15 protein-coding genes are annotated in these 17,255 nt (G+C 66.9%); 11 read left to right on the top strand and 4 right to left on the bottom strand.

The features are described 5' to 3' along the window. Window positions 1-95: 95 nt before the first annotated feature. From ACFWVD_RS13235 to ACFWVD_RS13195, 9 genes are all read left to right on the top strand, one after another. The gene (locus ACFWVD_RS13235; RefSeq protein ID WP_379242280.1) at window positions 96-911 is read left to right on the top strand and encodes a hypothetical protein; all 816 of its coding nucleotides are present in this window, start codon (window positions 96-98) and stop codon (window positions 909-911) included. Between the two features lie 59 nt (window positions 912-970). After that, window positions 971-2,416 (top strand): hypothetical protein, encoded by a 1,446-nt coding sequence (locus tag ACFWVD_RS13230; protein WP_379242279.1) that lies wholly within the window; start codon window positions 971-973, stop codon window positions 2,414-2,416. Next, window positions 2,413-3,909, top strand: a complete 1,497-nt coding sequence (locus tag ACFWVD_RS13225; protein WP_379242278.1) for an SCO6880 family protein — start codon at window positions 2,413-2,415, stop codon at window positions 3,907-3,909. The genes ACFWVD_RS13230 and ACFWVD_RS13225 overlap by 4 nt, the downstream gene beginning before the upstream one ends. Before the next feature lie 7 nt (window positions 3,910-3,916). Continuing rightward, the gene (locus ACFWVD_RS13220; protein WP_379242277.1) at window positions 3,917-6,316 is read left to right on the top strand and encodes a hypothetical protein; all 2,400 of its coding nucleotides are present in this window, start codon (window positions 3,917-3,919) and stop codon (window positions 6,314-6,316) included. After that, window positions 6,313-6,621, top strand: coding sequence for a transposase (locus tag ACFWVD_RS13215; protein WP_062982964.1), 309 nt, complete (start codon window positions 6,313-6,315; stop codon window positions 6,619-6,621). Before ACFWVD_RS13220 ends, ACFWVD_RS13215 begins: the two co-directional genes overlap by 4 nt. A gap of 61 nt (window positions 6,622-6,682) precedes the next feature. After that, window positions 6,683-8,332 carry a peptidoglycan DD-metalloendopeptidase family protein gene (locus tag ACFWVD_RS13210; protein WP_379242276.1) on the top strand — a complete coding sequence of 550 codons (1,650 nt, stop codon included), beginning with the start codon at window positions 6,683-6,685 and terminating at the stop codon, window positions 8,330-8,332. Beyond that, window positions 8,329-8,898 carry a hypothetical protein gene (locus tag ACFWVD_RS13205; protein WP_379242275.1) on the top strand — a complete coding sequence of 190 codons (570 nt, stop codon included), beginning with the start codon at window positions 8,329-8,331 and terminating at the stop codon, window positions 8,896-8,898. Before ACFWVD_RS13210 ends, ACFWVD_RS13205 begins: the two co-directional genes overlap by 4 nt. Window positions 8,899-8,932: 34 nt before the next feature. Next, window positions 8,933-10,750: a TraM recognition domain-containing protein gene (locus ACFWVD_RS13200; protein WP_379242274.1), complete on the top strand. Its 1,818-nt coding sequence runs from the start codon at window positions 8,933-8,935 to the stop codon at window positions 10,748-10,750. Then, window positions 10,747-11,178 carry a DUF4913 domain-containing protein gene (locus ACFWVD_RS13195; protein WP_379242273.1) on the top strand — a complete coding sequence of 144 codons (432 nt, stop codon included), beginning with the start codon at window positions 10,747-10,749 and terminating at the stop codon, window positions 11,176-11,178. The genes ACFWVD_RS13200 and ACFWVD_RS13195 overlap by 4 nt, the downstream gene beginning before the upstream one ends. Window positions 11,179-11,231: 53 nt before the next feature. Here the strand turns inward: ACFWVD_RS13195 and ACFWVD_RS13190 are convergent, their stop codons facing one another. Both ACFWVD_RS13190 and ACFWVD_RS13185 read right to left on the bottom strand, forming a co-directional pair. Next, complete coding sequence (locus ACFWVD_RS13190) at window positions 11,232-11,825, bottom strand: hypothetical protein (protein ID WP_379242272.1); 594 nt, start codon at window positions 11,823-11,825, stop codon at window positions 11,232-11,234. A 238-nt stretch (window positions 11,826-12,063) separates the two neighbouring features. Further along, on the bottom strand, window positions 12,064-12,960 hold the full coding sequence (locus ACFWVD_RS13185) for a peptidylprolyl isomerase (RefSeq protein WP_379242271.1): 897 nt from the start codon (window positions 12,958-12,960) through the stop codon (window positions 12,064-12,066). Window positions 12,961-13,045: 85 nt separating this feature from the next. On the opposite strand from ACFWVD_RS13185, the gene hisS reads away from it, so the two are divergent. Both hisS and ACFWVD_RS13175 read left to right on the top strand, forming a co-directional pair. Beyond that, on the top strand, window positions 13,046-14,320 hold the full coding sequence (gene hisS, locus ACFWVD_RS13180; RefSeq protein WP_379242270.1) for a histidine--tRNA ligase: 1,275 nt from the start codon (window positions 13,046-13,048) through the stop codon (window positions 14,318-14,320). A gap of 96 nt (window positions 14,321-14,416) precedes the next feature. After that, on the top strand, window positions 14,417-15,055 hold the full coding sequence (locus ACFWVD_RS13175; RefSeq protein WP_379242269.1) for a hypothetical protein: 639 nt from the start codon (window positions 14,417-14,419) through the stop codon (window positions 15,053-15,055). A gap of 7 nt (window positions 15,056-15,062) precedes the next feature. On the opposite strand, the gene ACFWVD_RS13170 is transcribed toward ACFWVD_RS13175, so the two are convergent. Continuing rightward, window positions 15,063-16,076 carry an Rv2578c family radical SAM protein gene (locus ACFWVD_RS13170; protein WP_379242268.1) on the bottom strand — a complete coding sequence of 338 codons (1,014 nt, stop codon included), beginning with the start codon at window positions 16,074-16,076 and terminating at the stop codon, window positions 15,063-15,065. Between the two features lie 31 nt (window positions 16,077-16,107). Next, on the bottom strand, window positions 16,108-17,082 hold the full coding sequence (locus tag ACFWVD_RS13165) for an NAD-dependent epimerase/dehydratase family protein (protein WP_379242267.1): 975 nt from the start codon (window positions 17,080-17,082) through the stop codon (window positions 16,108-16,110). Window positions 17,083-17,255 lie beyond the last annotated feature (173 nt).

Below are 17,255 nucleotides of genomic sequence, written 5' to 3'. Positions count from 1 at the left end.
CGACCGCGGTGGGGCAGGGTGGCCGCGGTGCGAAAATTGTTGGGTTACAAAATTACTGAACGACCGCACGACATCGTGATATCGGAGGGACCGCAGTGAGCGAGAAGGAGCCGGGCACGCGCGACCGCGCTTCCTTCGGCATGATCGCCTCCGGTGCCTTACTCGCGCTGATCCTGGTCGCGGGCGCGGTGGTGTACTTCACCCGCGGTGGTGACACCGAGGTCGACAGTGCGCCCCCGCCCGCTCAAGCCGCGGGCGGTACAGGTTTTGCCGAACCCGATGTCGACTTGCTGGGCAGGCGGGTCGATATTCCGAACAATCCGGCGGGCCAGCCGTTGGCCCAGCAACCGGGTACGCAACGTACCGCCGCGGACCCGGATTGGCTGACCGCCGCGCCGGAGGGCACCACGAAACCGCATGGGTGGCAGCGTGTCTACGGCGCGTCGGTCCCGTTCTCCACCTCCGACGGCCCGACCCGCATCGAAGACGGACTGGCCGTCGGGTACGCGCACACCCCGCAGGGTGCGGCGCTTGCCGCCGCGCAGATCACCTATCGGCTCAACGCGCGCCCGGCCGATCGTGACCTGTATGTGAACCAATTACGGGTCAGCACAGCACAATTGGCCGCCTACGACTCGGCGCTGTCGGGTGACCGGCTGCCGAAACAGCAACCGGAGAAGGTGACTCGCTACTTCGTGGCCTCCGACGCGTTCAAAATCGACGACTACGCCGACGACCTGGCGATCGTGCGGCTGGCCTCGCGCGGCCCGGTGCTGGGCGGCAAACAGACCTACGCCGCCATGCGGATGATCGTGGTGTGGGACGACGGTGACTGGCGGTTGAAACCGTCCACCACGACCAATGCGCAGACCGAATACGTGGAAACGCTGACGGGGTGGACGACATGGTGACCATCGTGGACAAGCACAGCCCGGATCGAAGCCGCGCGAATCATGCAGGGGTGCAATCAATGCTGAGGCGGATCTTCACCATCTTCGCGGTGGTCTTCACCGTCATGCTCGCCACACCGACCGTGGCCATGGGCCAGACCTACGGCTTCGACGAGGCGTGCAACGAACTGCACGACACCCTCGACGGCGTCGCCATCCCCGGCATCTCCCTGGGCGACGCGGCTTCGGCGGTCTGCAAGGCGGGCAACGCGGCCTCCCATCCCGGCGACGCGGCCACCGCGGTCAAGGACAAGGCGTGGGACTCCACCTTCGGCAAGGTCGTCGACTCGCTGATGAAGGGCCTGGGCGAGGCGCTGATCCTGGCGTTGACCTTCTGGATGAAGGTGCCCAACGAGGCGGTGAGCAACTCGGGGGAACTGTTCACCAAGATCAACGACTACACCTATCAAATACAGATATTGCTGTTGATCGCCTCGGTGATCATCACCGGCGGCCGGTTGGCCGAAGCCAGACGCGGGGCGGCGGTCAGCGAGGCCGCGGAATCGTTCCGGCTGTTCGCCCGAGTGGTGTTCAGCTCGTGGATGCTGGGGGCGGTGATCGTGGCGGGCACTCGCGCCTCGGACAAGTTCTCCGAGTGGATCATCTCCGACGCCACCGGCGGCAATGCCAAGAACATGGCCGAGTTGATGGTGAAAACCTCGAAACTACAGGCGTTTTCGCCCGGTTTGGTGTTGATCATCGCGATCGTCGGGCTGCTCGGTGCGCTCGCGCAGATCGTGTTGGCCATCGTGCGGCAGGGTCTGCTGGTGGTCGCGGCGGGTGTGTTGCCGTTGGCGGCCGCGGCGTCGGCTACCGGGACCGGTAAGCAGTCGTATCAGAAACTGGTCGGCTGGATCATCGCGTTCATGCTGTTCAAACCGGTGGCCGCGATCGTGTACATGATCGCGTTCACCACCGCGGGGCACGTCGACGAGACCACGCAGTCGGGCGGTTTGCCCAGTGGCGAGGACGCGCAGCGGATGCTGGTGGCGTTGGTGCTGCTGTGCAGTGTTGCGTTCGTGTTGCCCGCGCTGATGCGGTTGGTCGCACCGGCGGTGGCCACGGTCGGTCAGGGTGGTTCGGGTCTGGTGGTGGCCGGCGGTGTAGGTCTGGGCGCGATGGCGTTGGGTGCCATCGGTACGAAAGCCGTTGCGTCGCGGCCGGTCGCCGCGCCCGGATCGGCGGGATACTTCGCCGGTGGATCGGGTGCCGGTGGCGCGGGCAGGCCCGGTGGTGGGCCGCGACCGACACCGCCACCACGCGGCGGCGGCGGAGGCGGTGGTGGTGGTGCGGCGGCGCCCCCGGCAGCCAGTTCCGGCTCGGTACCGGCGGGGGCCCGCAATGTGGTCGCCGCGCGCACCGCGGCCGGTGGGGCCACCCGCTCGGATCAAACCATGGGCGACGTCGCCGGTGACCGCTGGGCGAATCGTTCACCCGACCTGGGCAGGAGCACAATTCCGCGATGACGACCTCACCGACAGACACCTACGAGCGCCGCTCGTACGGGCTGTGGCAGAAACCGCGCAGCGCGGGCCTTTTCGGGCTGCGCTGGGAAGAGACCGTGATCGGTTTCGTCGTGGTGATCACGGCACTGATCTGCGCGATGGTCGGTGGATTCAAATGGGGCTTCATCGTCGGCGGGCTCGGCGCGCTGGTGATGGTGCCCCTGGTGTGGCGCACGGGCGGCCGATCGGGCTATGAGACGGGACTGATGATGTTCAACTGGAGGCGCTCGCGCAAGAACGGCGAGCACGTGTACCGCGGTGGCCGGTTCTCCCGGATTCCCGGCGGCGTCACGAAATTGCCAGGGCTGCTCGCGCCGTCGAAGCTGTACGAAGGCATCGACGCCGGTGGCTACCACTTCGGGATGATCCATCTGCCCGCGTTCGCGCAGTACACGGTGGTGTTGCGGGCCTGGCCGCAGGGACACGAGGCCGTCGACCAGCCGGTGATCGACCGCTGGGTCGCGGCCTGGGGCACGTTCCTCGCCTCGGTCGGGCAGACCAGTGACATCGTGGCGGTGGTGCCGGTGATCGACACGGTGCCCGAGACCGGAAACCGGTTGCTCAACGAGGTTTCCACCATCACCCGGCCCGAAGCGCCCGAACTGGCGCAGCAGGTGATGTACGAGCTGGCGACGGAATTACCGCAGGAGCGGGTGCAATTGCTGCCTCGGGTGGCGATCACGTTCAAGGCCACCACTGCCGAGCGTCGCAAGAACCCGGCCGAGGAGGCCGTGGAGATCGGGCGCAGGCTGCCCGGTATCTGCGCGGCGCTGGCCGAGGCGGGCGTGCGGGCGCAGCCGATGTCGGCCGAAGAGGTCATCTCGTTCATCCGCCGCAGTTACGACCCGGCCTCGCAGGCCGATCTCGAAGTGGCCGCGGCCGATCCCGGCGGGCACGGTCTCGGCTGGGACGACGCGGGTCCGGTCTCCTATGACGAGAAGTGGGATCACCTGATCCACGACGGTGGGCGCTCGGTGACTTGGGAGATGGACGCGGCGCCCGAAGGCGCCGTGGACGAGCGGGTATTGCAGCGACTGCTCGCGCCCAATCCCGAAGTGCCACGCAAACGCATCGCGATCGTCTACCGGCCGCACTCCGCCGCCGACGCCGCCGAGATCGTCGACGACGACTTCAAGAACGCCCTCGTCGCGCAGCAGAGCGAGCGCGGTGTGGTCTCGGCGGCGGCGACGCTGCGAGTCGGCGCGACCCAGCAGGCCCGTGAGGAACAGGCCCGCGGACACGGTGTCACCCGCTTCGGCGCGCTGGTCACCATCACCGAACCGCTGCGCGGCGACCTGCCCCGCATCGAAGCCATCACTCGAGACCTGTCCACCCAAGCCCGGCTCAAGATCCGGCGCTGTTACCGCTACCAGTCCGCGGCGTTCGCGGCCTCTCTTGGTTGCGGCGTGATCCTGCCCGAACACGCAACCATTCCGAAGGCATTGGCGGGGTGAGGCGACCATGGGACGCGACTACGAACCCCCGGTGCGCGACCGCGACGACGTCGCGTTGCGCCCGATCCACCGGCCGCCGCGCATCCGCGGCGAACAGCCACGACCAACGGGCAGCGCGCCGCGCGTGAGCGACGACGTGCTCGACCTCGACGAGCGCACCGAACGCGACGAGCGAGAAAGCTCGGCGCGGGGATCACGCACGCCCGAGGAACAACCCCGCAGGTCGCGTGAGGACCAGCGTTCGGATCGAGGTCGGCCGACCAGACCCCGTGGCGAGCAGCCGCCGCGGACTCGTGAGGATGAGGCGCGTCGGCCGCGCGAAGACGATGCACAGTGGTCACGAGACAACGCTGCCCGCGGTTTGCGCGAGGATGACCCGGTTCGACGCCGCGGCGACGAGCCGGGTCGTGCGCGTGGCGGCGAGCGCGTGCGTGGCGGCGAAGGCACAGGGGAGCGGCGGACTCGGCGGCCGCGTCCCGAGGCCGAGCGGGCGGCCAGGGCGCAGCGTGGGTTACGTGAGCAGGATCATGGGCCGCGGTTGGAACAGGAACGGCCGCAAGGGGAACCGAAGCGTCGGCCCAAGCAGGCCCCGCCGAAGGTGAAGAAGAAGCGGCCCGCGAAGGCTGTTCGTCCGGTGCGGCCCGACGAGGCCGCCGATCGGGCGATGGGGTCGGGGCGGTCGGCGAAATCGACCAAGCCGGACCGGCGTTCGCAGTCGGGTCCGTCGCTGCTCGACGACGCGACCCGCGCCCGTTACGAGATGATCGCGCGCGAACAGTCGGGTCTGCGCGCGGCCTGGGCGACGTTCCGCATTCACACCGACGACCTGCGCCGCAACAATGCCAACGCCCGCAGTGAGGCCGTGGTCAAGGACGGATTCGACCGCACCACAGCGGAATTGACTGACCGTGGTTATTCGGGTGCGGGTGGCGGCAAGATGAACGTGGTCGGCCGCCCGGTCGAGTACCGGGCCACCACCGCCCAGGTCGCGGGTCTGTGGCCGTGGTCCGTCGGTGCCGGTGCGCCACTGATCGGCACCCCGCTCGGTTCCCACCTGCACACCGGCGCCCCGGTCTGCTTCGATCCGATGAACTGGTTCATGCGCGGCAGTTTCATCACCGCGCCGAGCCTTTTCGTGTTGGGTCTCAACGGTTTCGGCAAATCCTCGCTGGTGCGCCGGATCGTGCTCGGCGGCATCGCCCAGGGCATCACCCCGCTGATCCTGGCCGACGTGAAACCCGACTACCGCAAGATGGTCGAACTGGTCGGCGGCCAGGTGATCGACCTCGGCTACGGGCACGGCAAGCTCAACCCCCTCGCCGCGGGCGTGCTCGGTTCGGTCGTGCCGCGACTGGAAGACAAACCCGCACTGCAACGTCAGGTGCTGCAAGACCTGCGCGCCCGGCAGGTGACGCTGATCGCCGGCCTGGTGGAACTGGTGCGCGGTGCGCGCGTGGCCGACTTCGAGGAAACGCTCATCGCCACCGCGCTGCGCATCCTCTACCAGCCCGGCGGCTTCACCCCCGACAAACCGCCGATCATGGAGAACCTCCTCGAGGTGATCGTCGACGGCGGCGCGGAAATGATGCTCGACGCCGGCGCGGACAACACCGACGAATACCAGAACGCCATCAAGGGCCTGCGCCGATCACTGCGCGCGCTCACCCAGGGCCCCTTCGGTGCTATCTTCAACGGCCAGACCAGCGTGCCCATCGACACCAGCGCCGTCGCGGTCTGCATCGACGTCTCGCACATCCCCAGCGGCGACAAGAAACTCAAAGCCGCGGTCATGCTGGCCTGCTGGGCCGACGGTTTCGCGTCGGTGGAGGCCGCGCACGTGCTCGCCGACGCCGATCTGGGCCCGCAACGCTACTTCCAGGTGGTGATGGACGAGCTGTGGCAGGTGCTGGGGCTGGGCGACTTCATGGTCGACCGCGTCGACGAACTGACCCGCCTGCAGCGCGGCCTGGCGACCGCGCTGATCATGATCAGCCACACCATCAAGGACCTGCAGGCACTGGGCTCGGACGCCGCGATCGCCAAGGCCATCGGCTTCCTGGAACGCGCGCGCGCCAAGATCTTCGGGGCGCTGCCCGCCGAGGAGATCAGCAGGCTCGACTCCACGGTGCCGTTCACCTCCGCCGAGCAGGAGATGGTCACCAGTTGGTCTGCGCCGCAAGCCCTTACCGGTGAGGCGCTCAAACCCGGCCAGCAGCGACCGTCGCCGCCGGGCACCGGCAAGTTCTTGTTGAAGGTCGGCGAAGATCGTCGGCCCGGTATTCCCTTCCACATGGAGTTCACGGTGTCGGAGCGGGAAAGCGGAATCCACGACACGAATCAGCGGTTCAGCGAGTTCGGTGACAACCCAAGGGGCACACCGGATTACACGAACGGGAGTGATCAATGATGCCGCACCGGTCCTACCGTCGGGTCTCGCCCGAGGTGCGCAATGCCGCCGTCGCCCAGGTGGTCGCGCTCACCGACAAACTGCGCAGCGAATCCGAGGCCTGCCGCATGGTCGCCGAACAGATCGGCGTGCACGCCAATTCGGTGCGCAACTGGGTCCGCGCCACCCAGGACCCCAGCCTGGACCGCCTCGACGCCACCGCGCTGCGCCGCAAAGTGGCGCTGCTGCAACAACAGCTGGCCGCCGCCGCGGAAATGAACCGCACGCTCGCCGACACGCTCAACGAGTCCCGGCGCCGCACATGACCAGCGCCGCGGCGGACGGCGCTCGAGCCGACGCCCGGCGCGGAACGCGGGGAGGCGGCCGGTGAACGTCCGCACGATGATGTTGACCACGATCGGTGCCGTCATCGGTTTGGTGGCACTGGTGATGGTGATCGTGCTGCCCTCCTCGGATGACAGCTGCGAGACCGACGACGTGCTGAACGGGTCGGCGGTGCCCACCCTGCCGCAACTGGGCGGCGACCACCGCGCGGGAGCGACCAGTTCGGTTGTCCCATCACAGAATCCGTCTGTCACCGGCACGCCGTCGCTGGCCGCCGGTGTCGGCCCGTTGCGTCGCACCATGCCGATGGAGATCGGCACCTTCACCATCTCCGACGTGTTCGGCTCGCGTGGCGGCGACCACAAGGGTATCGACATGGCCGCGGCCGACGGGACCACGATCTACTCCGTGTCCGACGGGCGCGTCGTAGCAGCCGGTGCCGCTTCGGGTTTCGGCAACTGGATCGTGGTCGACGCCGTGGACACCAACGGGCGCGCCTACTCCGCGGTCTACGGCCACATGTGGGACGCGGGCGTGAAAGTGCGCACCGGCCAGACCGTCACCGCTGGTCAGCCCATCGGCATGGTCGGCTCGGCGGGCGAATCCTCGGGCCCCCACTTGCATTTCGAGATCGTGCCCGGCGGTCGGTTCACCGGTGGTCGTCAGATCGACCCGATGCCCTGGCTGGACGGCGCACCCACCCCCGATGTCGGTGGTGCACGGGCATTTTCGAGCGACCCCAACTGTGTGCGCGGATTCGGCAGCGCCGGTGGGGCATTGGCCGACGGAAAGGTGCCCGCCGAACTCGAGATCTGGTACCGGCGCGCGGGCACGGTCTGCCCGGAGATCTCCTCGTCGCTGCTGGCCGCGCAAGCCAAGCAGGAGTCCGGGTTCCGGCGCGGCCTCACCTCGCCCGCGGGCGCGCAAGGCCTGGCCCAGTTCCTACCCGGCACGGCGGTGAGCATCAATCCCGACGACGGCAAGCCGTACATCATCGACGCCGACGGCAACGGCACCGCCAGCGTGTGGGACGACGGCGACGCGATCATCGGCCAAGCCCGGTACATGTGCGCGATCGCCCACAAGATCGCTGGCTGGCTCAGTACCGGGCGTGTGTCCGGGGACCTGGCCGCGCTCACCCTGGCCGGCTACAACGCCGGTGAGGGTGCGGTGCTGACCTCGGGGGGTATGCCGAATCAGTACGCGGCGCACTTCTCCGAAACCCGGCCGTACGTCACCAATATCTTGTCGATGGAACCGCAATACCGCGCACCCGGCGCACAGGGCCGGTTCACTCCAGGCGAAGGCACCGACGGTGAACAGATCGTCGAAGCCGCCCACGACTGGCTCGGCACGCCCTACGTGTGGGGTGGCGGCGGTCCGCAAGGGCCCAGCGGTGGCGGATTCGACGGGCCCGGATTGACCGCCGCCGCGGTGTTCGCCGCATCCTCGGGGGCTGTGTCGTTGCCGCGCACCGCCGAACAGCAATGGGAAGCCGGACGGGAAATCCCGATCGCGAAGGCGGCGGTGGGCGATCTGGTGTTCAGTGGATTCGGACGCCAAGGACCCACACAAGTCGGGATCTACACGGGCAACGGGCAGATGATCCAGTCGGTGCCCCCGACCAGCGGAGGTGGCGGCGTCACAGAGATGGCGGTGCCCGGCGACGCGCGGGCGAGGAGGGTGTTGTGAGCACGCGACCAGCGATAACCTGGTGGGAGAGAACACGAATCCGCACAACCCCGGCGGTGATGCTCGTGGCTGTCGCACTCGCGGTACCCGCCTGCGGTGGCGACACCGCCGAACCCACGCGCACCCAGATCACCTCCACCACCCGCCTGCTCGAAGCCGCCGTCGACCCGACCACACCCGACGGCGTCGCCGTAGTCGCCCTGCGCGAGATCTTCACCTGGAACCCCACCACCGAACAACCCGGCTCCTCGCTCCAACGCGCGCGAAAATGGCTGGGGCCCAGCATGATACGTATGCTCGACACATCGATCGGGGCCACCGACACCCCGAAACCGTCACTGCAATGGGCCGACTGGGGCAAGGCGAAAGCGCACGTGGAAGCGTTCACCTTCGCCTCGGGCGAACCGGCCCCCGCTACCGCGGATCCCGCTGTCGCGCAATACAAGATCGGCATCGAACAAACGGTCGTCTACCCCAACGGACGCACCGAAGCCCTACCGCCGAGCACGGTCATCGCGACCGTGGTGCACACGCCGCAAGGCTGGCGCCTCGACGCATTCCGCTGACCACCCACCCACCACGTCCACAAGGAGGCACCCCGTGGCGAAGAAGAAGGTGACGGACCCGGCCGCGATCGGACCCGACACGACGTTGATCATGATCGTGTTCGGGTTTGCCACGCTCGGTACGTTGGCGGCTGCCTTACACCTGGGTAATGCGTTGGCTGTTGTGCCACAGAACATTCCGGCGAACCCGATCGCGGTGGTCGCCGACCTGGCGCGGGGGAAGTTGCAGTGGCCGCGTGCGTCGACGGTGATCGTGTTGCTGGTGATCGCTGCCGTGGTTGCGTATTTCGTGATCCGCAAGCAGTTGAAGAAGCGGGCCGGGGCAGGGCGGTTGTCGGTTGACGACAAAGCGGATTACATGGGCAGTGGAAATGCGATCGCTGCGATCACCGAGGCTGGCGTTCGGGAGAAAGCGGCTGACCTCGGAATGAAGCTGGGCACTAACGATTCACCCGGCGTCCCGATCGGCGTCAATGTTGCTGATGGCGCTCAGTTGTACGGCTCCTACGAGGATCTCCATGTAGACATCTGGGGTCCGCGACAGGGCAAATCTAGCTCGCGGGTTATCCCGGCGATCCTGACCGCGATTGGACCCGTGCTGGTCACCTCGAACAAACGCGACGTGGTCGACGCGACTCGCAACGTGCGTGAGAACAAAGGTAGCTCGACCTTTGTATTCGATCCGCAGGGTGTAGCTGACGAACGCCCGACCTGGTTCTGGGATCCGCTGAAATGGGTGGATGCGCGGAAAGAAGGCTGTGAGATGCGTGCGGCAAGGCTCGCGGGCCATTTCGCGGATAGCGAGGTAGGTACTGAAGGAGAGGACGTCTTCTTCGATCCAGAAGCGGAAGATCTTCTGGCAGGCCTGTTCCTGGCCGCAGCCCTCGCAGGCAAACCGATCACCCAGGTGTGGGAATGGGTGACGAACTACCAAGATGGCGAAGCGATCAAACTTTTGCGCGACGCCGGGCACAACTTCACGGCATCGGGTATGGCTATGCAATACAACGCTGATCAACGAACGCGAGACGGCGTATTCGGCACCGCGAAGAAGATGATCCGTTGCTTGCAGCTCACCAACGTCCACCCGTGGGTGACAAGGGGCGGTGATCGCGCAGAGTTCGACGAGCTCGAGTTCATCGAACGAAATGGCACCTTGTACAGCCTCTCTCTCGAAGGCCGCGGATCGGCGGCACCGCTGGTCAGCGCGCTGACCGAGGCCGTCATTGATGTCGCGATGCGGAAAGCTGTCCGATGCAGCGGCGGACGGCTCCCCATTCCTCTGCTGGCGGTCCTCGACGAGGCTGCGAACGTCGTGCGTTGGAAGGATCTGCCCAAGCAGTACAGCCACTTCGGATCGCGCGGCATTGTGGTGATGACTGTGCTGCAGTCGTGGGCGCAGGGCGCGCGGTGCTGGGGTGAAGCGGGGATGGCCGCACTGTGGTCGGCTGCGAATATCAAGGTGCTCGGTAGCGGTGTAGACGACATGGGATTTCTGCGTGACCGCTCCGAGGCGATCGGGGAATACGACGCGATTTCGCAGTCGGTGTCCCAGTCCGGCAACAGCAAGAGCTACTCGCGTTCGCTCAGTTCATCGGTGACATTTACCGCACAGGGGTTGTCGACGTTGCCGCGTGGCCGAGCGGTGGTATTCACGTCCGGGCAACCAGCCGTGCTCGTTCGCACGGTGCCGTGGTGGGAAACTGAGTACGAGCCGGCTGTTCGCGCCTCGATCGCAGACAATGACCCTGCCCGCAAGACACGCATCGACGACATATTTGGTTCGCCGTCGCTGTCTAAGTCCGTTCCGCCGGAAGAGATCGGCGAAGTCGAAGAGGTGAAGCCGCTGTGAGTCAGGAATATTCAAGCCAGGAAGTTCGGAAAACGGCCGATATCGCGAACGGCTACCCGAGTGTGATCGAGTTCGTGGACGAGTACCTCAGCCAGGTCTACAGCAGGCAGGTTACCGATATCAGCGACACCGTGTGGTGCCTGGAGTGGTGGCGGCACCCGGAGGCTGCGATCCGTTTGCACGCTCTGTGGCAGGCGTGGGAACACTACCGTCGGCAGGGCGGACCGGGAATCAGCGTATGGTTTCTCGATCACGCCGACCCGCATATGGCGAAACTATTCGATCCGCGCGGGCCGTTCAAATATTGCAGTGTTCGCAACGGTCATAAGAAGATGCTCGACCCGTTGCCGCTGACCGAGCCGCCGGAGGGACAGTTCTCGGATCCTGAAGTGCTACGGGTCTGGGAAAAGGGAAGGCCCACCATCTGACTCGGGTGCGCGAATCCCGGTGGTGACGCCGGGATTCGCGCAAATAGCTGAAGTCAGTTGCCGCGCAGGCGCGGTTCGATCCCGCGAGCCTCGATAACGCGTTGCCTGGCAAGTTGTGCGCGGTCGGCGGCTTCGCGCATTCGAATCGCCTCGTCGGGTGAAACTCCCTGGCCCATCTCCATCAGAAGACGCACCTGGGTGAGCTCGGGGCCGACCCCGGCGCGCTGGAGGTGAGCGGCGATCGCAGAGCGTCGCTCTGCAGAGTCGTACCCGCCGCCGCCGGAGGTCGAACGTCCCGAATAGCCGGAATCCCTACTGAGGTTTACGCCCCGCGACTCGGGACTCCGTGACTCGGGGCTCCGCGATTCGATCCCGCGCGATTCGATCCCGCGTGCCTCGATTCCCCGCGAACCGATCGTCATCATTCGCACCAGTTCCATATTCCGCGGATCCTTGGCCTTCAGATCCCGCGCCTCGCGAATCTGCAACTCGCGCGCTTCCTTCATCTTGGCCTCGATCGCCTTCGCGCGAGTCTCGGCCTCTTTCTGACCGTGTTCACGCGACTTGAGTGCCACCAGCGTGGCCATTTGCAGCATGGTCCGCATCATGGATGCGGTTTCGCTGCCGATGTCGTCGAGTTCCGCCATGACTGCTCCCGATGCTGCTGTGGAAGTGGATATCTGACCCTACCGCGCGCAGGACACGGTGCGATGACTGGTTGGGCGGAGTGGCGGCGACGAATATGCCGGTGAGGGGCCGGTAACCCGGACGAATTGTAGGGTTGCCTAGCCTCTGATGATCTTCTTTGCACGTCAGAGCCCGAAAACCGGAAACGGACCGGGCACCACATGGGTGTCCGGTCCGTGACCTGGTCGAAAAGCGGTGTCAGCCCACCTTGACGGTGGTGAACGAGATCGGGATGGCCGGGCCGCCGTCTTCGGCGCCGCCCTTCACGCCGCCGCCCGCGACCTTGTCCAAGGTGGCAAGGCCGGCTTCGTCGATGGTGCCGAAAATGGTGTAGTTCGGCGGCAGCTGCGTGTCACCGAACACCAGGAAGAACTGACTTCCGTTGGTGCCCTTGCCTTCGGGCGTGGAGCCCGCGTTGGCCATGGCGACCACGCCGCGCTTGTAGTTCACCGGCGTCTGCAGGGCGGGATCACCCGCGGGGTACAGGTCGGTGGGGTATTCGTTGTCGAAGCTGTAGCCGGGGCCACCCATGCCGGTGGCGGCCGGGTCGCCGCACTGCAGGATGCCGAAACCGGCCGTGGCCACGATGCGATGGCAGCTGGTCTTGTCGAAGTAGCCCTGTTCGGCCAGGCTCACGAAGGAGTTGACCGTGCACGGGGCCGCGGCGCTGTTGAGCGACAAGCCGATCGGGCCCTGGGTGGAATCGATGGCCACCTTCACTTCGGGACCGTCGGTGGCCACCGAGATCTTCGCGGGCACCGTGACGGGCTTGGCGGGCGGCTCCTGGCCTGCCGGGTAACCGCAGTCCACGCTCGCGGGCTTCGCGGCGGCCGGCGGCGGGCCGGGGATGTCCAGGGGCGTGTTCACGAACGCGGTCGTGGGCACCGCCGAGGACGACTCGGCGTTCGTGGACGCGCTGTCGTCGCCCTTGGTGAGGAAGTACACCCCGGTCACGGCTGCGGCGACCACGATCACACCCAGTACCGAGCCCGCGATCGTCAAGCGCTTGCGCTTCTTCTCCTGCTCGGCCCGTCGTGCCAGCTGGCGCTCCAGCTTGCGCTTGGCCGCCGCCCGTCGCTGTTCGTTACTCGGCACTACCGCGTTCCTCCCGTGTCGTCAGGTTCGGTTAGAGGGTAACCGGTTGGACGCCGAGGGTGTCCGTGGGGAAAACTGGACCATCGTGACGAAGACCAGCAGCTTCACCGCCCCGAAGGGTGTCCCGGACTACCTGCCCCCGAATTCGGCCGAGTTCGTCGCCGTGCGCGACGGCTTGATCCACGCCGCCCGACTTGCGGGATACGGGCATGTAGAGCTGCCGGTATTCGAACAAACCGCGCTGTTCGCGCGGGGTGTGGGCGAATCGACCGACGTGGTCAGCAAGGAGATGTGGACCTTCGCCGACCGCAACGGCGAGAGCTTCACGCTGCGCCCCGAAGGCACTGCCGGTGTCATGCGCGCGGTGATCCAGCACGGCCTCGACAAGAGCGGCCAGCTGCCGGTGAAGCTGTGCTACGCCGGGCCGTTCTTCCGCTACGAACGTCCGCAGGCCGGTCGCTACCGGCAGCTGCAGCAGGTCGGCATCGAGGCCATCGGCATCGACGACCCGGCACTGGACGCCGAAGTCATCGCGATCGCCGACGCCGGATTCCGGTCGCTGGGCCTGGACGGCTTCCGCCTCGAGATCACTTCGCTGGGCGATGAGACCTGCCGCCCGCAGTACCGCGAACTGCTGCAGGAATTCCTGCGTGGGCTGCCCCTCGACGAGGAAACCCAGCGTCGCGCCGAGATCAATCCGCTGCGCGTGCTCGACGACAAACGTCCCGAAGTGCGCGAGCTGACCGCGAACGCGCCGCTGATGATCGACCACCTGTCCGAATCGGCGAAAGCCCACTTCGACGAGGTGCTCGCCCACCTGGACGCGCTCGGCGTGCCCTACGTGGTGAATCCGCGGATGGTGCGCGGACTGGACTACTACACCAAGACCACGTTCGAATTCGTGCACGACCAGCTCGGCGCGCAGTCGGGCATCGGCGGCGGCGGGCGCTACGACGGGCTGATGGCCGAACTGGGTGGACAGCCGTTGTCGGGCATCGGGTTCGGCATCGGTGTCGACCGGACCGTGCTGGCGCTGGCCGCGGAAGGCAAGTCCGCGGCCGACCCGGCGCGCTGCCAGGTCTACGGTGTGGCGCTGGGTGACGAAGCCAAGGCGAAGATGGTCGCGCTGGCCGGACAGCTGCGGGCCGCCGATATCAGCGTCGACCTGGCCTACGGCGGGCGTGGCATGAAGGGCGCGATGAAGGGCGCCGATCGTTCGGGGGCGAAGTACACGCTCGTGCTCGGTGATCGGGACCTGGCCGAGAACACGATCGGGGTCAAGGAAATGGCGACCGGCGATCAGCGGTCCGTGCCGCTCGACGGCGTGGTCGCGGTGTTGCGCGAGGCACTGGGCGGCTGAGTCGACAGCTCTCGCGTGGGCGTGAGCGTGTCGGTGGGGCGCGGTAATCTGACCGCGCCTCACACCGGGCGGGCCGGTGAAGGTGGAGAGGACATCGTGGACGGGCAGTCGGCGGCAACGGAACCGGTGGGCATCGACCTGGTCGCGCCCGAGGTCTTCGCGCCGATGTTGCGCAAGCTCTCGCTGGCCGCGCTCGGCGTCGGTGTCGGGGCCACGCTGCTGTCGGCGGTGTGGCTGAGCTGGCCGTACGCCATCGCGATCGGACTGGTCGTGGCCCTGCCGACCGTCGCCTATGTCTTCGCGTTCCAGCGTCGTCGAATGTGGTTGAGCGGCACCGTGATCCGCGCGCACCGACTGTTCGGCGAGAACACCGTCGACCTCGCGCACGCCACCGGTGTGCAGCTGCAGGTCTACCCGGGCAGGCTCAGCCGCATCGTTTTGAAGGTCACCGCCGACGCGGACACGCAGATCGTTCCGCTGGCGATGTACACCGACGTGGGCAGTGGCCGCGAACTGCACCTGTTGGCGCTGCGCAAACTCGCCGATGCCCTGTCCTCGAGCGAATTGGTCGCCGCCATCGCCATCTCCGAAGTGCTGGTCGGGCAGTTGCGCGCCGAAGCCCGCGACGCCGGTCTCGACGAACGCCCGTTGTATCGGGCGGTGCAGTCGGTGCGCGGCAAGGACGCCGTCTCGCCGGTCGTGCTCACCGATTCCGAAGTCGCCGCGCTGACTTGAGCTGTGTTCAGCCGAACAGGGCCAGTTGGGTGTCGATGGGTTGTGGACGCGGTGCCGGAGGGGTTGTGCGGCCCTGGGTTTGACGGAGGCTGTACTGAGTCAGCAGCGGGTTCACCCGATCGCGTAACCAATCGCGGTACAGCGCAGTGACATTGCCGCCGCGGGGGTACAGCTGGCGGTAGCGGCGCATGAGGGCCGGGTGTTGCTCCGCCAGCCAGGTGAGGAACCAGTCGCGGGTGGGACCACGCAGGTGCATGGGGAACGCCATGGCGCTGGTCGCACCCGCATCGGCGATCGCGGCGAACAGGGCTTCCAGGTGGGCCCGGCTGTCGGTGAGGCACGGGATGATCGGGGCGGCCATGACGTGGACGGTGAAGCCCGCGTCGGACAGCGCGCGGACCAGGTCAAGGCGTGCACGGGGTTCGGGGGTGCCGGGTTCGAGGCTGTGGTGCAGATCCGGGTCCAGGATGGCGATCGACACCGCGACACTGATTTCCACCTGGCGGGCCGCTTCGACGAGCAGGGGGAGATCGCGGCGCAGCAGCGGGCCCTTGGTGAGAATCGAGAACGGGGTGCCCGAATCCGACAGCGCGCGAATGATGCCGGGCATCAAGCGATATCGGCCCTCGGCGCGCTGATACGGGTCGGTGTTGGTGCCCAGTGCCACGGCCTCGCGCTGCCACGAACGGCGCCCCAGTTCGCGGCGCAACACCGCGGCGATATTGGTTTTCACCACGATCTCGGAATCGAAATCCTCGCCCGCATCCAAGCCCAGATATTCGTGACTGCCCCGCGCGAAGCAGTAGCGGCAGGCGTGCGAGCAGCCGCGCATCGGGTTGATCGTCCAGCGGAACGGCAGCGCTGAACTCTCGGGCATCTTGTTCAGCGCGCTCTTGCACAGCACTTCGTGAAAGGTGATGCCGTCGAACTCCGGGGTGCGGACGCTGCGAACCAGCCCGGCTCTGGTCAGGCCGGGCAGTGCGCCGTCATCGGCGTCGAGGGTTTGGGCTTGCCACCGCACCCCCAGAGTCGAACATTTGTTCGAACGGGTGTCAAGCCTGACGCGGCGCCCGCAGGAAATCGACCAGATCGTCGACGGTCTCCGCGGTCGGGCGCGGACGGTAGCCGAGTTCGCGTTCGGCCTTGCCGTGGTCGACGATCGGCGCCGAGATCAGCGCGCCCAGTGCGGCTTTGGACAGGATGTCGGAGCCAAGCCGCCTGCTGATCGGCTCGAGCACCGGCAGCAGCGCACCCAGCCACTTCGCCGGGATGGCGAAACGGGGGCCCTGCGCGCCGGTGCGGGCCGCGGCCATCCGGCACAGGTCGAGCATGGTGATCATCTCGCCGCCGAGCAGGTAGTTCTCGCCGGTTCGGCCCTTCTCGCCGGCCAGGATCAGTCCGAGTGCTACGTCGCGCACGTCGACCAGGTCGAAGCCGCCGCCGATCATCACCGGGATGCGGCCTCGCATCGCCTGGGCGACGGTGCTGTTGAGGCGGGACAGCCGCTCGAGGTTGTCGGCGGGACCGTAGACGCCGGTCGGGTTCACGATCACCGCGTCCAGGCCTTGCTCGATCACCGGGCGCAACGCCAGTTCGCCCGACCATTTGGACCGGTCGTAGACGGGCAGGCTCGGATCGTCGGACCGGCCGGACTTCTCGTCGATGTGCCCGTGCGCGCGATACTGGTCGAAGGCGTGGATGGAGCTGGTGTGCACGAACCGGCGCACCCCGGATGCCAGCGCGGCCTCGGCGGTCACGCGCACGCCTTCGGTGTTCACCCGCCATGCCAGGTCGTTGCGTTCGGCGAGCGTGATCAGCGCGACCAGGTGGTACACCACCTCCACGCCGGTCAGTGCCGCGCGCATCGAAACAGGGTTCAGCACATCGCCGTCGATCCAGCTCACGGCCGGATCGTCGATGGTCGGGGCGACTCGGTCGATGGCGACCACCTCGTGGCCGCGCTCGACGAGCAGGGGGATCAGATTGGTACCGAGGTAGCCGGCTGCGCCGGTCACTGCGACCTTCATGCGCCCGAGGGTATAGAACATGTTCTAGTTTTCCTAGTGGGTCGCGCGAATCGAGGGTGATACGACTCGAAAACTGTCGGGGTGTTCGGCTATATTCGGAGCCACTCGCAGTCGGGTGGGTCGCGTCGGGAGTTTCGCGGCCGCTGATCGCGGTCTATGGCAGACTTTTCACG

This window comes from Nocardia sp. NPDC058666 (assembly GCF_042714895.1).
Lineage (GTDB): Bacteria > Actinomycetota > Actinomycetes > Mycobacteriales > Mycobacteriaceae > Nocardia.
Note: the sequence above shows the minus strand (reverse complement) of the source record. Positions and strands in the feature narration are given on the sequence as shown.